13 protein-coding genes are annotated in these 17,463 nt (G+C 60.1%); 11 read left to right on the top strand and 2 right to left on the bottom strand.

Features of this window, described 5'->3' with window-relative positions:
• Positions 1-47: 47 nt before the first annotated feature.
• The 7 genes from AERO9A_RS14600 (at position 48) to AERO9A_RS14570 (ending at position 7,946) form a co-directional block, all read left to right on the top strand.
• Positions 48-665, top strand: coding sequence for a TetR/AcrR family transcriptional regulator (locus AERO9A_RS14600; protein ID WP_159972678.1), 618 nt, complete (start codon positions 48-50; stop codon positions 663-665).
• Positions 666-738: 73 nt separating this feature from the next.
• The gene (locus AERO9A_RS14595) at positions 739-1,854 is read left to right on the top strand and encodes an efflux RND transporter periplasmic adaptor subunit (RefSeq protein WP_159972677.1); all 1,116 of its coding nucleotides are present in this window, start codon (positions 739-741) and stop codon (positions 1,852-1,854) included.
• Positions 1,851-4,940 carry an efflux RND transporter permease subunit gene (locus AERO9A_RS14590; RefSeq protein WP_159972676.1) on the top strand — a complete coding sequence of 1,030 codons (3,090 nt, stop codon included), beginning with the start codon at positions 1,851-1,853 and terminating at the stop codon, positions 4,938-4,940. Before AERO9A_RS14595 ends, AERO9A_RS14590 begins: the two co-directional genes overlap by 4 nt.
• Positions 4,941-4,972: 32 nt before the next feature.
• Positions 4,973-5,779, top strand: coding sequence for an oxidoreductase (locus AERO9A_RS14585; protein WP_159972675.1), 807 nt, complete (start codon positions 4,973-4,975; stop codon positions 5,777-5,779).
• A gap of 40 nt (positions 5,780-5,819) precedes the next feature.
• A complete protein-coding gene (gene fabF / locus AERO9A_RS14580) occupies positions 5,820-7,103 on the top strand; it encodes a beta-ketoacyl-ACP synthase II (protein WP_159972674.1) in 1,284 nt (427 codons plus the stop codon).
• Between the two features lie 52 nt (positions 7,104-7,155).
• Positions 7,156-7,668, top strand: coding sequence for a TetR/AcrR family transcriptional regulator (locus tag AERO9A_RS14575; RefSeq protein ID WP_159972673.1), 513 nt, complete (start codon positions 7,156-7,158; stop codon positions 7,666-7,668).
• Positions 7,669-7,787: 119 nt separating this feature from the next.
• On the top strand, positions 7,788-7,946 hold the full coding sequence (locus tag AERO9A_RS14570; RefSeq protein ID WP_003450258.1) for a YqaE/Pmp3 family membrane protein: 159 nt from the start codon (positions 7,788-7,790) through the stop codon (positions 7,944-7,946).
• Positions 7,947-7,985: 39 nt separating this feature from the next.
• On the opposite strand, the gene AERO9A_RS14565 is transcribed toward AERO9A_RS14570, so the two are convergent.
• Positions 7,986-8,471, bottom strand: coding sequence for a hypothetical protein (locus tag AERO9A_RS14565; protein WP_159972672.1), 486 nt, complete (start codon positions 8,469-8,471; stop codon positions 7,986-7,988).
• 136 nt (positions 8,472-8,607) lie between these two features.
• Positions 8,608-9,357: an ABC transporter substrate-binding protein gene (locus AERO9A_RS14560; RefSeq protein ID WP_159972671.1), complete on the bottom strand. Its 750-nt coding sequence runs from the start codon at positions 9,355-9,357 to the stop codon at positions 8,608-8,610.
• A 166-nt stretch (positions 9,358-9,523) separates the two neighbouring features.
• Between AERO9A_RS14560 and AERO9A_RS14555 the strand changes: the two genes are divergently transcribed.
• The 4 genes from AERO9A_RS14555 (at position 9,524) to AERO9A_RS14540 (ending at position 17,462) form a co-directional block, all read left to right on the top strand.
• Positions 9,524-10,759 carry an NADH:flavin oxidoreductase/NADH oxidase family protein gene (locus AERO9A_RS14555; protein WP_159972670.1) on the top strand — a complete coding sequence of 412 codons (1,236 nt, stop codon included), beginning with the start codon at positions 9,524-9,526 and terminating at the stop codon, positions 10,757-10,759.
• Between the two features lie 167 nt (positions 10,760-10,926).
• A complete protein-coding gene (locus tag AERO9A_RS14550; RefSeq protein ID WP_178111145.1) occupies positions 10,927-11,100 on the top strand; it encodes a hypothetical protein in 174 nt (57 codons plus the stop codon).
• Positions 11,101-11,303: 203 nt separating this feature from the next.
• A complete protein-coding gene (locus tag AERO9A_RS14545; RefSeq protein WP_159972669.1) occupies positions 11,304-13,004 on the top strand; it encodes a bifunctional diguanylate cyclase/phosphodiesterase in 1,701 nt (566 codons plus the stop codon).
• A gap of 54 nt (positions 13,005-13,058) precedes the next feature.
• Positions 13,059-17,462, top strand: coding sequence for a CHASE domain-containing protein (locus AERO9A_RS14540; RefSeq protein WP_159974057.1), 4,404 nt, complete (start codon positions 13,059-13,061; stop codon positions 17,460-17,462).
• The last annotated feature ends 1 nt before the right edge of the window (position 17,463 follow it).

Genomic DNA, 17,463 nt, shown 5'->3' with positions numbered 1-17,463 from the left:
TTGGTCACCAATTGTCTATCACCCTGCCGCTCTGTAGGCTATGCCTCATGAACAAGACCCCCTCCCCCAAAGTTGCAGCGCGTGGCCCGGTAGATCACGAGGTTCGCGACCAGATCGTAACGGCAGCGACCGAGCACTTCCGTCTCTACGGCTACGAAAAGACCACCGTATCCGATCTGGCCAAGAGCATCGGTTTCTCCAAGGCCTATATCTACAAGTTCTTCGAGTCCAAACAGGCCATCGGCGAGGTGATCTGCTCGAACTGCCTACAGCAGATACAGACCGAGGTAAAAGCCGCCATCGATGAAGTGGACAGCCCGCCGGAGAAGCTGCGGCGCATGCTCAAGGCGCTGGTGGAAGCCTGCCTGCGGCTGTTCTTCCAAGATCGCAAACTCTACGAAATCGCCGCCTCAGCCGCCTCCGGGCGCTGGCCGGCAACCCTGCTCTACGAAGACTTCATCGAGCAGACCCTTCGCGAGATCCTGCAGCAGGGCCGACAGAGCGGCGACTTCGAGCGCAAGACGCCCCTGGACGAAACCACCCGCGCGATCCACCTGATCATGCGCCCCTATTTCAACCCGCTGCTGCTCCAGTACGGGCTCGAAACCACCGATGAAGCGCCGGCCCTGCTGTCCAGCCTGGTGTTGCGCAGCCTGTCACCTTGATAAGTGACTATTGACTAAATTGGTCACTAGAATCAAAGTGAGGTCCCCTACATGATTTCGCAACGGGTTCCTCATGCGTCGGCGCAACCTCTTTTTGTTAACCCTTGTCGGCGTGATGCCGTTTGCGCTGGTCGCCTGTGGCGATCAGCCCCCTTCGGATCCGCGCACAGGCGCACCATTGGTGCGCGTCGCCACCATTGAGTCGGCAACACCTGCATCACGCGCTTTCACGGGTATCGTCGCCGCCAGGGTTCAGAGTGATCTGGGCTTCCGTGTTTCAGGCAAGGTGCTACAGCGCCTAGTCGACACCGGGCAGTCGGTCAAGCGTGGTCAAGTGTTGTTGCGCCTTGACCCTGTTGACCTACAACTCGCCGCTCGCGCCCAACACGAAGCCGTCACCGCCGCACAGGCAAACGCTCGGCAGGCAATCGATGATGAAGCACGCTACCGCGCTCTGCGTGGCACCGGTGCGATCTCGGCGTCTGCTTACGATCAGTTCAAGGCCGCAGCCGATGCAGCCCGTGCGCAACTGAGTGCAGCCCAAGCCCAGGCCAAGGTTGCCAACAACGCGACACGCTATGCCGAGTTGCAGGCCGATGCCGACGGCATCGTCATGGAAACCCTGGCCGAGCCAGGCCAGGTAGTCAGCGCCGGTCAGGCTGTAGTGCGCGTCGCCCACGCAGGCCCGCGCGAAGCATTGGTGCAGTTGCCGGAGACCCTGCGCCCGGCGGTTGGCTCCAGCGCTCAGGCCAAGCTCTTTGGCAGGAACGACATCAGCGTCACCACCCATCTGCGCCAGCTTTCGGACGTTGCCGACCGACTGACACGCACCTTCGAAGCTCGTTATGTACTTGAAGGCGAACTGGCCAATGCGCCGCTGGGCACCACAATCACTGTTCAAATAAACGATCAGAGAACGGCCCAGGAAAACGAAGTGCAGGTGCCGCTTGCCGCCCTGTACGACGCGGGCCAAGGCCCAGGCGTCTGGATCATCCGGGGGGAGCCCGCGCAGGTGGCGTGGACGCCAGTAACCATTGCCGTGCTCAGTGATGAGCGCGCACGCGTCACCGGTTCGATCAAGCCCGGCGACAAAGTCGTCGCATTGGGCGCTCATCTATTGCACGAAGGCGATCAGGTGCGCCTGGCCGACCAGCCCTCCGTAGCGGCAACCGAGGAAGGCCAGCCATGAGCGAAGGTCGTTTCAACCTTTCCGCGCTTGCCGTGCGCGAGCGTTCAGTTACCCTGTTTCTGGTCTGCCTGATCTCGTTGGCGGGGTTGATCGCCTTCTTCAAACTCGGGCGCGCCGAAGACCCAAGCTTTACCGTCAAGGTCATGACCATCGTGACCGCCTGGCCGGGCGCCACCGCTCAGGAGATGCAGGATCAGGTCGCCGAGAAGCTCGAAAAGCGCCTGCAGGAATTGCGCTGGTACGACCGCAGCGAGACCTACACGCGACCAGGCTTGGCCTTCACCACCCTGACCCTGCTCGATACAACGCCACCTGCGGAAGTGCCCGAGGAGTTCTACCAGGCGCGCAAGAAGATCAGTGACGAGGCCAAGACACTGCCGGCAGGCGTGATCGGCCCGCTGGTCAATGATGAATACTCCGATGTCACCTTTGCCCTGTTCGCCCTCAAGGCCAAAGGTGAGCCACAACGCCTGCTGGTGCGCGACGCCGAAACGCTGCGTCAGCGCCTGCTGCATGTACCGGGGGTAAAGAAGGTCAATATCATCGGCGAACAGGCCGAACGCATCTACGTCGAGTTCTCTCACGAGCGCCTGGCTACGCTGGGCATCGGCCCGCAAGAGGTTTTCGCCGCTCTCAATGAGCAAAACGTACTGACACCGGCCGGCTCCGTGGAAACCCAAGGGCCGGATGTCTTCCTGCGCCTGGACGGTGCCTTCGATGAGCTGCAGAAGATTCGCGACACGCCAGTGGTGGCCCAAGGTCGCACGCTGAAGCTGTCGGATGTCGCCACGGTTACCCGCGGCTATGAAGATCCTGCCACCTTTCTGATCCGCAATGGCGGCGAGCCGGCGCTGCTGCTCGGCATCATCATGCGTGAAGGCTGGAACGGGCTTGATCTGGGCAAGGCACTGACCGAAGAGGTCGGCTCGATCAACGCCGAGCTGCCGCTGGGCATGAGCCTGTCCAAAGTCACTGACCAGGCCGTGAACATCAGCGCCTCAGTCGACGAGTTCATGATCAAGTTCTTCGTCGCGCTACTGGTGGTCATGCTGGTGTGCTTCATCAGCATGGGTTGGCGCGTTGGCGTAGTGGTCGCCGTAGCGGTGCCACTGACGCTGGCGATGGTCTTCGTGGTGATGGCCGCTAGCGGCAAGAACTTCGACCGCATCACCTTAGGCTCGCTGATTCTCGCGCTCGGTCTGCTGGTGGACGACGCCATCATCGCCATCGAAATGATGGTGGTGAAAATGGAGGAAGGCTACAGCCGCGTGCAGGCCTCTGCCTACGCCTGGAGCCACACGGCCGCGCCAATGCTATCCGGCACCCTGGTCACGGCTGTCGGCTTCATGCCCAATGGTTTCGCCCGTTCCACAGCGGGGGAATACACCAGCAATATGTTCTGGATTGTCGGCATTGCTCTGATCGCCTCCTGGCTGGTCGCGGTGATCTTCACGCCGTACTTCGGCGTCAAGCTGCTGCCCAAGATCCAAAAAGTCGAAGGCGGCCACGAGGCGATCTATGACACCCCGCGCTACAACAGCTTCCGCCGCTTGCTGAGCCGCGTGATCGGCCTCAAATGGCTCGTCGCCGGTTCCGTGGTTGGGCTGTTCGTGACAGCCGTGCTCGGCATGGCCGTGGTCAAGAAGCAGTTCTTCCCGATTTCCGACCGCCCCGAGGTGCTGGTGGAAGTGCAGATGCCCTATGGCACCGCCATCACCCAAACCAGCGCGGCCACCGAGAAAGTCGAGGCGTGGCTGGCCCAGCAAGAAGAAGCCCGCATCGTCACGGCCTATATCGGCCAGGGTGCACCACGTTTCTTTATGGCCATGGGCCCGGAGTTGCCTGATCCGTCCTTCGCCAAGATTGTCGTACGCACCGACAATCAGGAGGAGCGCGAGGCCCTGAAACATCGCCTGCGCCAGGCGATTGCCGAAGGGCTGGCCAGCGAAGCGCAGGTGCGCGTCAGCCAACTGGTGTTCGGCCCTTACTCGCCGTATCCGGTGGCTTACCGGGTCAGTGGGCCCGATCCTGACAAGCTGCGGGAAATCGCCGCCCAGGTACAGCAAGTGATGGATGCCAGCCCACTGATGCGTACTGTCAACAGCGACTGGGGCACCCGCGTTCCTACGCTGCACTTCAACTTGCTGCAAGATCGCCTGCAAGCGGTGGGGCTGACCTCCAGCGCTGTCGCCCAGCAACTGCAGTTTCTGCTCAGCGGCGTGCCCGTCACCGCCGTACGCGAGGACATCCGCACGGTGCAGGTAATGGCCCGCGCCGCCGGCGATATCCGCCTCGACCCGAGCCGCATCATGGATTTCACCCTGGCGGGGGCCAATGGCCAGCGCATTCCGCTGTCGCAGGTCGGTACGGTGGAGGTACGCATGGAAGAACCAATCATGCGTTGGCGTGATCGCGTGCCGACCATCACCGTGCGTGGCGATATTGCTGAAGGCTTGCAGCCGCCCGATGTCTCGACGCTCATCACCCAGCAATTGCAGCCGCTCATGGCGCAACTGCCGAGCGGCTACCGCATCGCCGAAGCAGGCTCCATCGAGGAATCAGGCAAGGCGAGCCAGGCCATGCTGCCGTTATTCCCCATCATGCTGGCCTTCACGCTGATCATCATTATTCTGCAGGTGCGCTCCATCTCCGCGATGATCATGGTCTTTCTCACCAGCCCACTGGGGCTGATCGGCGTGGTGCCGACACTGATCCTGTTTCAGCAGCCATTCGGCATCAACGCGCTGGTAGGGCTGATCGCGCTCTCGGGGATCTTGATGCGCAACACGCTGATCTTGATAGGACAGATCCGCCATAACGAGCAGGCTGGTCTCGACCCATTCAACGCAGTGGTCGAAGCCACCGTGCAACGCACCAGACCGGTACTGCTCACCGCCCTGGCAGCCATCCTGGCCTTTATCCCACTGACCCACTCAGTGTTCTGGGGCACGCTCGCCTACACCCTGATTGGCGGCACGTTCGCCGGCACGGTACTGACCCTGGTGTTCCTGCCGGCCATGTACGCCATCTGGTTCGGTATCCGCCCCAATAACCCGGCACCACAACGCCATGCGCAGCCCGCTTGAGCTGGCATGCCCCACGACCAAGAGGAACTGCAATGTCCAACACAAGCGTTGTAATCATAACCGGTGTGTCATCGGGTATCGGCCGGATGGCTGCCGAGCAATTTGCCAAACGCGGCTGCCGAGTATTCGGCAGCGTGCGCAACCTGGCCCAGGCCCAGCCCATCACTGGCGTCGAACTCGTGGAAATGGACATCCGCGATGATGCCTCGGTGCGCCAAGCCATCCAGAGCATCATCAACGAAGCACAGCGCATCGATGTGCTAGTCAACAGTGCCGGGGGCACCCTCCTGGGAGCAACGGAAGAAACCTCGATAACCGAAGCTCAGGCACTGTTCGACACTAACCTCTGGGGCATGCTCCGCGTGACTCAGGCCGTCTTGCCGCATATGCGTAAACAAGGCGCCGGGCGCATCGTCAACGTCAGTTCAGTGCTGGGGTTTCTTCCCGCCCCCTACATGGGCCTCTACTCAGCATCCAAACATGCCGTAGAAGGGATGTCCGAAACCCTGGACCACGAAGTACGCCGCTTCGGCATTCGCGTTGCTCTGGTTGAGCCCTCCTTCACCAAGACCAATCTGGATGTTAATGCGCCGCTGGCTGCCTCGCTTATCGCCGCCTATGACAGCGAACGCAACGTGGTCTCCCAAGCCATCCAGCTAAATGTCAAGAAAGCCCCAGCACCTGATGGTGTAGCCGCCACCATCGTCGAGGCAGCCTTGGGCACCTGGAAAATGCGCCACACACCCAAGGGCGAAGCGTCACTGCTGCGAAAGCTACGCCGTTTCATGCCCGCAGGCCCTGTCGACTCGGGCCTGCGCAAGACCTTCGGCCTCGGCTGAGCAAACACCTTATTCATCGTTCCAAAATCGAGGCAGCACAATGCATCAAGATCACCGTGTACGCATCGTCGTCACCGGAATGGGAATGGTCAGCCCCTTGGGCTGTGGCAGTGAAACGGTTTGGTCACGCCTGCTGGCCGGCCAATCAGGCATTCGTACGCTGCCTGAGGCGCTGAGTGATGGCACCGGCTGCGCAGTTGGCGGTCGTGTGCCCGATGTAGCAGAAGATCCGCAGGGCGGTTTCGACCCGGAGCGGGTCATCCCCGCTAAAGAGCGCAAGAAGATGGATCGCTTCATCGAGTTCGCCTTGGTGGCCGCCGAGGAAGCCCTGCAGCAAGCAGGCTGGCACCCCACGGACGAGGCCCAGCGTCAGCGCACGGCCACCGTCATCGCGTCTGGTGTCGGCGGTTTCGGCGCCATTGCCGAGGCTGTGCATACCACAGACGAACGCGGCCCGCGCCGTCTTTCACCGTTTACCGCACCGTCGTTCCTGGCCAACATGGCAGCCGGTCAAGTATCCATCCGCCATGGTTTCAGAGGGCCGCTCGGCGCTCCGATCACCGCCTGCGCAGCAGGTGCACAGGCCATTGGTGATGCCGCCCGGATGATTCGCAACGGGGAAGCGGATGTCGCCCTGTGCGGTGGCACAGAAGCCGCTATCCACCGCGTCACCCTTGGCAGCTTCGCCGCCGCTCGCGCCCTTTCCACGGCATTCAATGAGCATCCTCAGCAAGCCTCTCGCCCATTCGACCGTGACCGCGACGGCTTCGTCATGGCCGAGGGTGCTGGCCTGCTGGTCATCGAATCGCTAGCGCATGCTCTGGCCCGTGGCGCGCAGCCATTAGCTGAGCTGGTCGGCTATGGCACCAGCGCCGATGCCTACCACCTCACCGCTGGCCCCGAGAACGGCGACGGCGCGCGACGTGCCATGCAGCTTGCCTTGGACCAGGCAGGCGTAGCCCCAGGCGACGTACAGCACATCAACGCCCACGCCACCTCCACGCCCGTGGGCGATCAAGGCGAGCTGGCCGCCATTCGCTCGGTATTCGGCACAGGCTCGGGCGTAGCGATCACCTCGACCAAATCCAGTACCGGGCACCTGCTTGGCGCTGCCGGTGGCGTCGAAGCAATCTTCACCGTACTGGCCCTGCGTGACCAAATCGTCCCGGCGACCCTGAACCTCAGCAACCCGGACGAGGCGGCTGAGGGCCTTGATCTGGTCGCCCAGCACGCACGGCAGATGCCGATACGCTACGCATTGTCGAATGGTTTTGGCTTCGGCGGCGTCAATGCCAGCCTACTGTTCCGGCACTGGGAGCCTTGAGGTGCAAAGGCCTGCCGCAAAAGATCTGCGCCGACAAATTCGTCGGCGCGAAATGCTACTCGCAGCAAGCGATGCATTCGCGACCAGCAGCTTCGAGCTGGCCAACATGCAAGCCATCTCCGACTCAGCCGGTACCACCAAGGCAACCCTTTACGCACACTTCACAGACAAAGAGCAGCTCTTTCAGGAGGTCAATAGCTACTGGCTGGAACAGTTGCCTGTACCGAAACTGCCAACTCTGGTGCATGAGGAACTACGCGTTTGCCTGGAACGCGTTGCGCATGAACTGCTACGGCACACTGAGCATCCAGCCACTAAAGCGCTCAGCCAAATAGCGCTGCATTCCAACCGCACACCGTCGGTACACTGGCAGCAACGCTACCTCCCCTATCAGCGCTACCTGGAAAGGGCTCTGTCGTGCTCGCCACGCTGTACAGCACCGAAGCAAACCGCCAGCCAGTTTCTCCTGCTAGCGGTGGGGAACATCGACTGTAGAAATCCCATGCCCGTCAACGAGTCGCGCCTGATGGCTGCCGTCGAAACATTCGCCCAAGCTTACGGATAAGCGTGGCGCTGCCCGTGCAGGTGAGCATTAACAGGAAACAAACACCGAGGAACCCATCAGGACCAGCCATGGTCGACTATCAGGACGGCTCGTAAAGGCCACTGACAGGGAGAATCCCCATGGATCTGATCCGAATTCTAATAGCCATCCTTCTGCCGCCTCTGGGCGTCTTTCTGCAGGTCGGCTTTGCCGGGGCGTTCTGGCTGAACATTCTGCTGACGCTACTGGGCTACATCCCAGGGATCGTTCATGCGGTGTACATCATCGCCAAACGCTGAATACCAACAAGCCGCGCACCACTGCGCGGCTTGTTTTGTTCAACCTCGGGCGTTCTTCTTCAGCAGGATGTCCGAGGCTTCGTTATAGGCGTTCTGGAATGCATCACTGCTGATCCAGGCCATGGCCGCGTCCTCGTCTTCCTCGTGGAAGATCGCGCGATAGACGATCAAGAGGCCCATCATGAAATCCATCGCGGCCTCCTGCGATTCCTCGGCCACCACCAGTTCCAGTACCGGGTACTGCAGGAACACCAGGCATAGGCCAAGTAGGCTGATGCCCTCAGTGGCCTTCATGGCCTGGAACAGGTCATCGAAATGCGCGGGGTCGAAGCCGTTTTCCTCGATGTCCTTGAAGTCGAAGGTGGAGAGATCGATCTCGACATCATCGAACGGCTCATCGATGAATGGATTGGCCAGGATCGGATGCACCACCTTGGCCTGCGGTTTGGCCTTACCCATGCGGTTCTGCCTGGCCTTGGTCTTGGCCCGTTGGGCACGTTTCTTCTGTTTGTCTGGGGAGGCCATGGGCGTTTTCCTCGTTCGATGCAGCCATACGCATGGCCTGGAAGATTCAGGCGCCCATTGTATGCACGGCAGCGCTACGATTCATCATCACGAGCATTGACGCGCCGCCAGGCTCCTTGTGTGCATCTGCCCTCTATCACTGAGCATCGCCCCGCTCGTAACGCTGCTGGATGCGCGCCAGCTCCCCCGAGCGCTGAAGCTGGTCTAGGGCATCAGCCCAAGCAGCCACCACGGCATCGTCGCTATCCTGGCTGAAGGCGATATACAGCGACGAGCGATACAACTCGATAGGTACTTGCCGCAAAGTACCCGGCGCGATGTTCAGCAAGCGGCTGTAATACGCCACCCCGGCATCGGTATCGCCAATAATCACCTCCGTACGACCCGCCAAGAGCATGCGATAGAGCTGATGGCTCTCGCCTGCGCTTTTGTCGAGGTTATTAAAGCCCAGTGATTCGAGCATGCTCGGCACCAGGCCCGCATGACGCGTGGTGATGCGCGGGGCATGCAGCAACTGCTCCAGAGAAGTGATTGGCCGCGCCACAGCCGCCAACTGGTAGGGGTGGATCGACTCCTGCGCAATGGGGCCCACCCATTTGTACAGTGACTCACGCTCGGGCGTGCGGAACATCGAGTACATGATGGTTCGGGAGTGATTCTGCACTGCATAAGAGGCGCGCATGCTCGGCACCAGAGCGATCTCGAAGGCATCCCCGGTGAGCGCCATGATCGCCCGCACGATGTCTGTCGCCATGCCGGTGAGCTGACCATTGACCTGATAGTTGTAAGGCGCCCACTCTTCCGTGACGACTTGATAGGGTTCTGCCCTGACCAGAGCGCCAGATATCAGACACAGCAGCGCTAGAAAGAGTATCGAAGGCTTCACGCGTTACGCCTGGAGTTCTGGACTAACCAACAATCATAGCCGCTGCCACCAATAGCACCCGACCACTCATGCCCCGAGCGGCGCCACTGTTGCGTGAGCCGAGATGGCGATTAAAGTGACGTCTCTGCTACTTACAGTCACGCCATCTCAGCCCGAGCAAGCACCCATGCCTCTATTCGATCCTCTAACCCTTCCCAATGGCTCGGTTCTGCCCAACCGTATCGCCAAAGCTGCGATGGAGGAGAACATGGCCGATGCTGACCATGCTCCGTCCGAGCGTCTGCTGCGCCTTTACCGCACGTGGTCCGAAGGCGGTGTCGGCCTGTTGATCAGCGGTAACGTGATGATCGACAGACGCGCGATGACAGGACCAGGTGGTGTTGTACTGGAAGACGAGACACATCTGCCGCGCTTCGCTCAATGGGCCCGTATCGGGCGTGCCAATGGCGCGCAATTCTGGCTGCAAATCAACCACCCTGGTCGACAAATGCAAGCAGGCATGGGCCAACCGACCTGGGCGCCATCGGCCGTGGCACTGGAGTTGGGCAATCTGTCCAAGCGTTTCGCCACGGCTCAGCAAATGCCCCCTGCAGTCATTCAAGAAGTGATAGAACGCTTCACCCGCACCGCTTGCCTGGCCGAACAAGCCGGTTTCACTGGCGTACAGATACACGCCGCGCACGGTTACTTGCTCAGCCAGTTTCTCTCACCGCTGAGCAACCGCCGCAACGACCAATGGGGTGGCTCACTGGAAAATCGCGCACGCCTGCTACTGGAGGTCGTCAAGGCGGTACGCGCCGAGGTCTCAGCGGACTTCGCCGTAGCAGTCAAACTCAATTCGGCGGACTTCCAGCGTGGCGGTTTCAGCGTCGAAGACGCACAACACGTAGTGCGCCTACTCGATGGGCTGGGCGTGGATCTGATCGAGCTTTCTGGCGGCAGCTACGAGGCACCAGCCATGCAAGGCCAGGCACGCGATGGCCGCACGCTGGCACGTGAGGCCTATTTTCTGGAGTTCGCCCGCGAGATTCGCGACGTAACGCGCCTGCCCTTGATGGTTACCGGCGGTATACGCCGCGCCCCGGTTGCTGAAGAAGTGTTAGCCAGTGGCATTGAGACAGTCGGTATCGGTACAGCCCTGACCATCAATCCGAACCTGCCGCGTGACTGGCAGCAAGGCATCAGCAGTGCGCCACAGCTACCGCCAATTAGCTGGAACAACAAGGTTCTGGCATCGCTGGCCAATATGGCGCGCGTCAAATACCAGTTGCGCAAGCTGAGCCAAGGAGGCCAGCCCTGCCCCACAGTGTCACCCGTCTGGGCATTGTTGACGCAGCAGGTAATCGACCTACTGAGCACCCGTCGCTATCGACGCTGGATGGCTAGCCGCGCCAGACCATGATGGGCCGCTAAGCGCTGTCGCAGGATTGCAACGACAGCAAAGTTTGATTTTCTATCGTTGCACCAGCGCAACAGTTCTTTCTCGAATGACCGGTTTAATTAGCTTGCTAACGAGGCGTATAACCGATGTGCGACATCTTGCCGCACCCGTAATTTGAGGAGACAAGCATGAACGTGATCGTGCATGAGCGTGACAGCGAACATATTTCCCATGAAGCCCGCGCTATGGGCCTAGAGGCCTGGGATGTGATTCAAAACGGTGAGCTGGTCGGCATTTTCCGTACTCAAGAAGAAGCCGATGACTACCGCAGGACGCTGGAAGAAACGCAACCTCAAGGATGACCTCAGGCGGTTGCCGTTTCAGCAGAAACGGCAACCGCTTGCACCGCCCCACCTACAGCACCTCGCCGCCCCCATCCAAAGAGCCGAATCGAAAGGCACAACGCCATCAATCGGTTTTTACCTCTCAAGCCTCCAGACAACAAGCGCATTAACGAAGCTAGGCTAGTCTGACTCCAAGGAAAGAGGATTTCCGGAGCACCGCTATGGCCGAAAACCGATTCGATCCCACACCTGTAATTCTGATCGTTGATGACCAAACCAATGACGTCAGAATTCTGCAAGAAGCCGTTGGCGAACTGGCACAAGTACACGTCGCCGACGATGGCCGCATGGCCCTGGAGGTGGCACGCTTCTGCAGACCTGATGTGGTCTTGCTGGATATCGAAATGCCTGGCATGAGCGGCTTCGAATTATGTCGACTGATCAAGGCCGACGCCAAATTGTGCGACGCCGCGATCCTGTTCGTGTCTGCCCACACACACACGGAAAACGAAATCCAGGCGCTGGAACAAGGCGGCATCGACTTCATCCAGAAACCGCTGAGCATCCCGGTCGCTCGCGCGCATGTGCGTGCACACCTGAATCTGCGCGCCGAGGCCAAACGGCTGGCTTATTTCGACGCCTTGACCGGCCTGCCCAACCACATGCTGCTGCGTGACCGCGTCGAGCAAATGCTGCAGAAGGCCCGCCGCAGCAAATCCCGGCTCGCCCTGCTGTTGCTGGATCTGGACAATTTCAAAGGTATCAATGACTCACTGGGGCACTCCACCGGCGACCTGATTCTAAAAGAGGTCAGCCAGCGCCTGAGCACGGCATCACGCGGCGTCGACACCGTCAGCCGCCAGGGCGGCGATGAGTTCGTGATTCTGGTGACCGACCTACAGCGCTCCGAAAACATCAGCGACTATGTGCAGCGCCTGCTGGAGATCATTGCCCTGCCGATGAACATTGCCGGTAATCGCTTCGATCTTTCCGCCTGCATCGGCATCAGTGTTTTCCCCGACGACGGCGAAGACCTCGAAGCGCTCTATCGCCAAGCCGATGCAGCGATGTACCAGGCCAAGCAGGAAGGCCGTAATCGCTACCGCTTCTTCTCGCAAAGCATCGAAAGCGATGCAAGAGCTCGCCATTTGTTGGAAAGCCATATGCGCAGCGCCCTGGAATCTGGCGTATTCGAGGTGTTCTATCAGCTACGTTTCGACGTACGCCACGCGCAAAGCCGTGGCATGGAGGCCCTGATTCGTTGGCGCCGCGATAGTGGCGAGTTGGTTTCGCCTGCCGCCTTCATCCCACTGGCGGAAGAAACGGGGCTGATCATCCCAATCGGCAAACAGGTGCTACATAAAGCCTGCAGCGACGCCAAAACACTGCTCGATAGGGGCCAGCGCTTGTGCGTAGGCGTGAATATCTCGGTGGTGCAGTTTCGCGAAGAGTCCTTTCTCGACATGGTCAAAGGCGTGCTCAAAGAAACCGCACTGCCGCCTGAACTGCTGGAACTGGAAATCACCGAAGGCGTACTGGCGCGCGACATCGATCAGGCGCGCAGCCTGCTGGAGGCTCTCAAACAGATGGGCGTACGCATCGCCATCGATGATTTTGGCACGGGTTATTCGAGTCTCTCTTACCTCAAGAAGCTGCCCATCGATGTGCTGAAGATCGATCAGAGCTTTGTCCGCGACATGCTCACCGACCACAGCGATGCGGCGATCATTGAAGCTATCGTGCGAATGGGCCAGGCTCTTGATCTAGAGTTGGTTGCAGAAGGTGTGGAGAACCTGGAACAGGCAGAAAAGCTGCTTGCTCTGGGCTGTGAACTGATGCAAGGCTTCTATTACTGCCGTCCCATGCCATTCGAGCAGTTGTGCGCCTGCCTTGGCCTGACATCAGCCCGAGAACATCAATAAGCAAAAGGAATACCCACGGTGCGGCTGATCGTTGCCCTTACCTTCGCAGCAGGTATGGCCGCTACGGCCCTGGTTACCGGAGTGCTGCAACAAAGCAACCAACAGCGCATACACAGCGCGTTGGTCAACGCCACCGAGCGCGCGGCGGATGCCGTAACCAAACGCATCGAACTCTATCAGTATGGCCTGCGCGGCGCGCGCGGCGCGGTGTTGGCCAGCGGCGAAAACGGCATCACCCGCGAGGGTTTTATCAACTACAGCAAAACGCGTGACGTCACTCAGGAGTTTCCCGGCGCACGTGGCTTCGGCTTCATCCGTCGAGTACCTGCGCAACAACAAGAGCGCTTTCTTGCCAGTGCCCGCGCCGATGGCATGCCGGACTTCCAGATTCGCCAACTGACCCCGCATGACGGCGAACGCTTCATCATCCAATACATCGAGCCGGTGGCAAACAACCGCCAGGCCGTCGGGCTCGACATCGCCTCCGAGCAAAACCGCCGTAGCGCCGCCATGGCTGCCATGACCAGTGGCGAAGTGCGTATTACCGGGCCCATCACGCTGGTACAAGCCACCGGTAGTCCCTTGCAATCTTTTCTGATCCTGCTGCCCATCTATCGCGGCTCGGTCACGCCTGACACAGCAGAAGCACGCATGGCTCAGGGTATCGGCTGGAGCTACGCGCCCCTACTCACCGAGGAAGTGCTGCAAGGCCTGAAACTCGACCGCGAAGGACTGCACCTGCAATTGAGCGACATCAGCGATGCCAACCAAGCGCAAGAGTTTTTCGGCCAGCGCAAGGTATCTCAGGAAGAAATTGACAGCTATGCCGTCTCACGCCAGGTATATGGGAGGCTCTGGCAAATAGAGCTGCATGCCCTGCCAGCCTTCGCAAATCAGCTGAATCTCGTTTCCCCACGCCTGACAGCCCTGATCGGCACTCTACTGAGTCTCATGCTGGCAGCGCTAACCAGCGCAATTCTGGTCAACCGCCACCATCATCGGCAGATCATCGCTGAACAGGCACGCTCAGCCGCCATCGTGGACAGCTCCAGTGACGGCATCATCGGTCTGGATCTCGAAGGCCGGGTGCTGAGCTGGAACCCTGGTGCTGAACGCATCATCGGTTACAGCGCAGCAGAAACCATTGGCCGCACGCTGTTCGGCCTCACTGTTCCAGCGCACCTCGTCGAGCAAGAACGCACGATCTTACAGCGCATCCTCGCACGCGACCCCGTCGACAACTTCGATACCCAGCGCCAGCACAAGGACGGCCATCTGGTTGACGTATCCGTTTCGGTGTCACCCCTGCTCGACGACAGCGGCACACTGATCGGCCTGTCGAAAACCGTACGCGACATCTCGGCACAAAAAGCCGCCGAGGCGCGCATCCTCGAACTCAATGCCAACCTTGAGGAGCAGGTCAACGAGCGCACCCAGGAACTACGCGAACTCAATGTGCTGCTCAACAACGTACTGCAGTCAGCCTCCGAGGTGTCGATCATCGCCACGGATCTAGACGGGGTGATTCGCGTATTCAATCGAGGCGCCGAACGCTTGCTGGGCTATAGCGCCGAGGAAATGTTGGGCGTACAAACACCGGCGATCTTCCACCTCGCCGAAGAGGTTCAAGCACGCGGCGAAGAGCTCAGCCAGGAATACGGCGAGCCCATCAGCGGTTTTCGCGCATTCGTGCATAAGTCGGAACTGGAAGGCGCTGAAAACCGCGAATGGACCTACGTGCGCAAGGATGGCTCACACCTTTTGGTGACCTTGCTGGTGACCGCCATGCGCAACGCCAGCGGGGATCTGGTTGGCTACCTGGGCATCGCTCTGGATCTATCCAAGGAAGTTCGGCTACGCCGCGAAGCGCTGGCCGCACACGACCAAGTCGCCCTGGCAGCCAGAGTCGCTGAGCTGGGCATCTGGTCTTGGACACCTGCGGACAACCGGCTGCAGTGGAATGACCGGATGTTCGAGCTTTACGGCTACTCACCCGAGCAACGTGAAGACAACATCAATTACCGGCACTGGCGTGAGCGTCTGCACCCCGACGACCGACCTGCCACCGAGATGAACCTGCAGGACGTACTGGCTGGCCGGGCGACATTCGACCGCGTGTTTCGCGTCATCAGGCCCGACGGCCAGGTACTGCACATCCAGCCTGGCGCGCATGTCGAGCGCGATCATCTGGGCAACCCCGTCAAGGTCACCGGCATCAACCGCGACATCACGGCGCAACTGCAACTCGAAGCCAGCCTGCGCCACGCCAAAGAACAAGCCGACGCAGCCAGCGCAGCCAAGAGCGCCTTCCTGGCCAACATGAGCCATGAAATTCGCACCCCCATGAATGCGGTATTGGGCATGCTGCAACTGGTGCAAGGCACCGAGCTCAACCCGCGGCAGCTCGACTACGTGCTCAAGGCGCAAGGCGCAGCACACTCTCTGCTCGGCTTGCTCAACGACATTCTCGACTACTCGAAGATCGAAGCTGGCAAACTGCAATTGGATCTACACGAGTTCGAGCTGGAACCCATGCTGCGCGACCTGGCAGTCGTGCTGGCAGGCAACCAGGGCGACAAGGACATCGAAGTCATGTTCGACGTCGACACGGCCCTGCCCAGTGCGCTATTGGGTGACAGCCTGCGCCTGCAGCAGGTGCTCATCAACCTGGCAGGCAATGCCCTCAAATTCACCCACAGCGGCCAAGTCGTGGTCAGCCTGCACCAGTTGCAGCGCACGGCCGAGCGCATCAGATTACGTGTCGCCATCAGTGATACCGGCATTGGTATCAGCGAGCAGCAGTTACAGCGGATCTTCGACGGCTTCACCCAAGCCGAAGCCTCCACCACACGCCGCTACGGTGGTACTGGGCTTGGTCTGGTGATCTGCAAACGCCTGGTAGAACTGATGGGCGGTACGCTGCACGTGGAAAGCCAACTCGGCTCAGGCAGCCGCTTCTGGTTCGACATCGAACTGGGCGCACGCGAAGAGGCGGATCTGTTGGTGCACCGCCATAACGCCCCCGAACCTCTGCGCCTATTGATCGTCGACGACAACCCAGTGGCGCGGCAACTGTTGCAGCAGACCATCCTCGACCTGGGTTGGTATGCCGAAACCGCCGACAGTGGTGATGACGCCCTACTGTGCGTACAACAAGCACAGCCCGCCTTCGATATCGTCCTGCTGGACTGGCGCATGCCCGAAATGGATGGCCTGCAAGTAGCACAGCGCATACGCGAGAGCTGCACACCGGGCCTGCCCCCACCAACGGTCATCATGATCACAGCACATGGCCGAGAAGTGCTGTCTGACCGCTACGGCGAAGCCAATGCGCCATTTGCCGGCTTCCTCACCAAACCGGTCACCCCGCGCCAATTGGTCGCCTGCATCCACCAAGCTCGCCATGGCAACAGCGTCGAGCCAGTGCTGCCAGGCTATAAACTGGGCCAGCGTCTACTGGGCTTACGGCTATTGGTGGTCGAAGACAATGCACTGAACCGCCAGGTCGCCCGTGAACTGCTGGCAGGCGAAGGCGCCGACGTGCAACTCGCCGAAGGTGGGCTGCAAGGCGTGCAACTGGCCCTCAATGCACACCCCGCCTTCGACGCCATCCTCATGGATGTGCAAATGCCCGACATCGACGGCCTGGAAGCTACCCGCCGGATTCGCCAGCATCCCACTCACCAGACGCAACCAATCATCGCCATGACCGCCAATGCGTCCAATACCGACCGAGACCAATGCCTGGCTGTCGGCATGAACGATCATATCGGCAAGCCCATCGACATCGAAAGGCTGGTCGCGGTGCTCCGTAACTGGTGCGGTCTACAGACGACAGCCAATACCGCAACCCAAGAGGACGACAGCCTCGAAGCCGAAGAAGCCATTCTCAAGCGCTTTGGCGGTAACCTGACACTCTTGCGTTCGATGCTGGAACTGTTCCCCGCCGACCTGAAACAACAGCTAGATCAGTTGCAACTGCACCTGCAACAACGCGATACCCGCGCCATGCTCAAGAGCCTACACACACTCAAAGGCAGCGCCGGAACCATCGGAGCCCGGCAGCTCTCGGTGCGCTGCGCAGCCCTGGAAAAACAGCTCGCCGAAGACCCCAGCGTCCTGCTTGAAGATGGCAGTTGGATAATCGCCCTACGCGAGCAACTCACCGACAGTTGCGCGCGCCTGCAAACGATATTTGCCGCCGCAAGTGACGTACCCGCCCCTGAAACGATCCAATCCCCAGCAAGCACAGAGTGGACGCAGGCACTGCAAGCGCTTAACGTGCAACTGGAGCAAGGCAATCTGAGCGCCCTTGATTCGGTGCAACAACTGGCGACACGGATACCTGAAGCGCAACGCGAACGCTTCAATGAAATCAGCCAAGCCGTCAATGCATTGGACTTCCAACGTGCGCGGCACTTGCTTCACGCATTACACAACACTGTAAAAGGGGATTGAT

The organism is Pseudomonas sp. 8Z (assembly GCF_902506535.1).
In the GTDB taxonomy this organism is placed as follows: Bacteria; Pseudomonadota; Gammaproteobacteria; order Pseudomonadales; family Pseudomonadaceae; genus Aquipseudomonas.
Note: the sequence above shows the minus strand (reverse complement) of the source record. Positions and strands in the feature narration are given on the sequence as shown.

Excerpts from the sequence above, each read along its gene's own strand:
- AERO9A_RS14600 (WP_159972678.1), top strand. The coding sequence starts at position 48 with ATGAACAAGACCCCCTCCCCCAAAGTTGCAGCGCGTGGCCCGGTAGAT.
- AERO9A_RS14595 (WP_159972677.1), top strand. The coding sequence starts at position 739 with ATGCGTCGGCGCAACCTCTTTTTGTTAACCCTTGTCGGCGTGATGCCG.
- AERO9A_RS14590 (WP_159972676.1), top strand. The coding sequence starts at position 1,851 with ATGAGCGAAGGTCGTTTCAACCTTTCCGCGCTTGCCGTGCGCGAGCGT.
- AERO9A_RS14585 (WP_159972675.1), top strand. The coding sequence starts at position 4,973 with ATGTCCAACACAAGCGTTGTAATCATAACCGGTGTGTCATCGGGTATC.
- fabF (WP_159972674.1), top strand. The coding sequence starts at position 5,820 with ATGCATCAAGATCACCGTGTACGCATCGTCGTCACCGGAATGGGAATG.
- AERO9A_RS14575 (WP_159972673.1), top strand. The coding sequence starts at position 7,156 with ATGCTACTCGCAGCAAGCGATGCATTCGCGACCAGCAGCTTCGAGCTG.
- AERO9A_RS14570 (WP_003450258.1), top strand. The coding sequence starts at position 7,788 with ATGGATCTGATCCGAATTCTAATAGCCATCCTTCTGCCGCCTCTGGGC.
- AERO9A_RS14565 (WP_159972672.1), bottom strand. The coding sequence starts at position 8,471 with ATGGCCTCCCCAGACAAACAGAAGAAACGTGCCCAACGGGCCAAGACC.
- AERO9A_RS14555 (WP_159972670.1), top strand. The coding sequence starts at position 9,524 with ATGCCTCTATTCGATCCTCTAACCCTTCCCAATGGCTCGGTTCTGCCC.
- AERO9A_RS14550 (WP_178111145.1), top strand. The coding sequence starts at position 10,927 with ATGAACGTGATCGTGCATGAGCGTGACAGCGAACATATTTCCCATGAA.
- AERO9A_RS14545 (WP_159972669.1), top strand. The coding sequence starts at position 11,304 with ATGGCCGAAAACCGATTCGATCCCACACCTGTAATTCTGATCGTTGAT.
- AERO9A_RS14540 (WP_159974057.1), top strand. The coding sequence starts at position 13,059 with ATGGCCGCTACGGCCCTGGTTACCGGAGTGCTGCAACAAAGCAACCAA.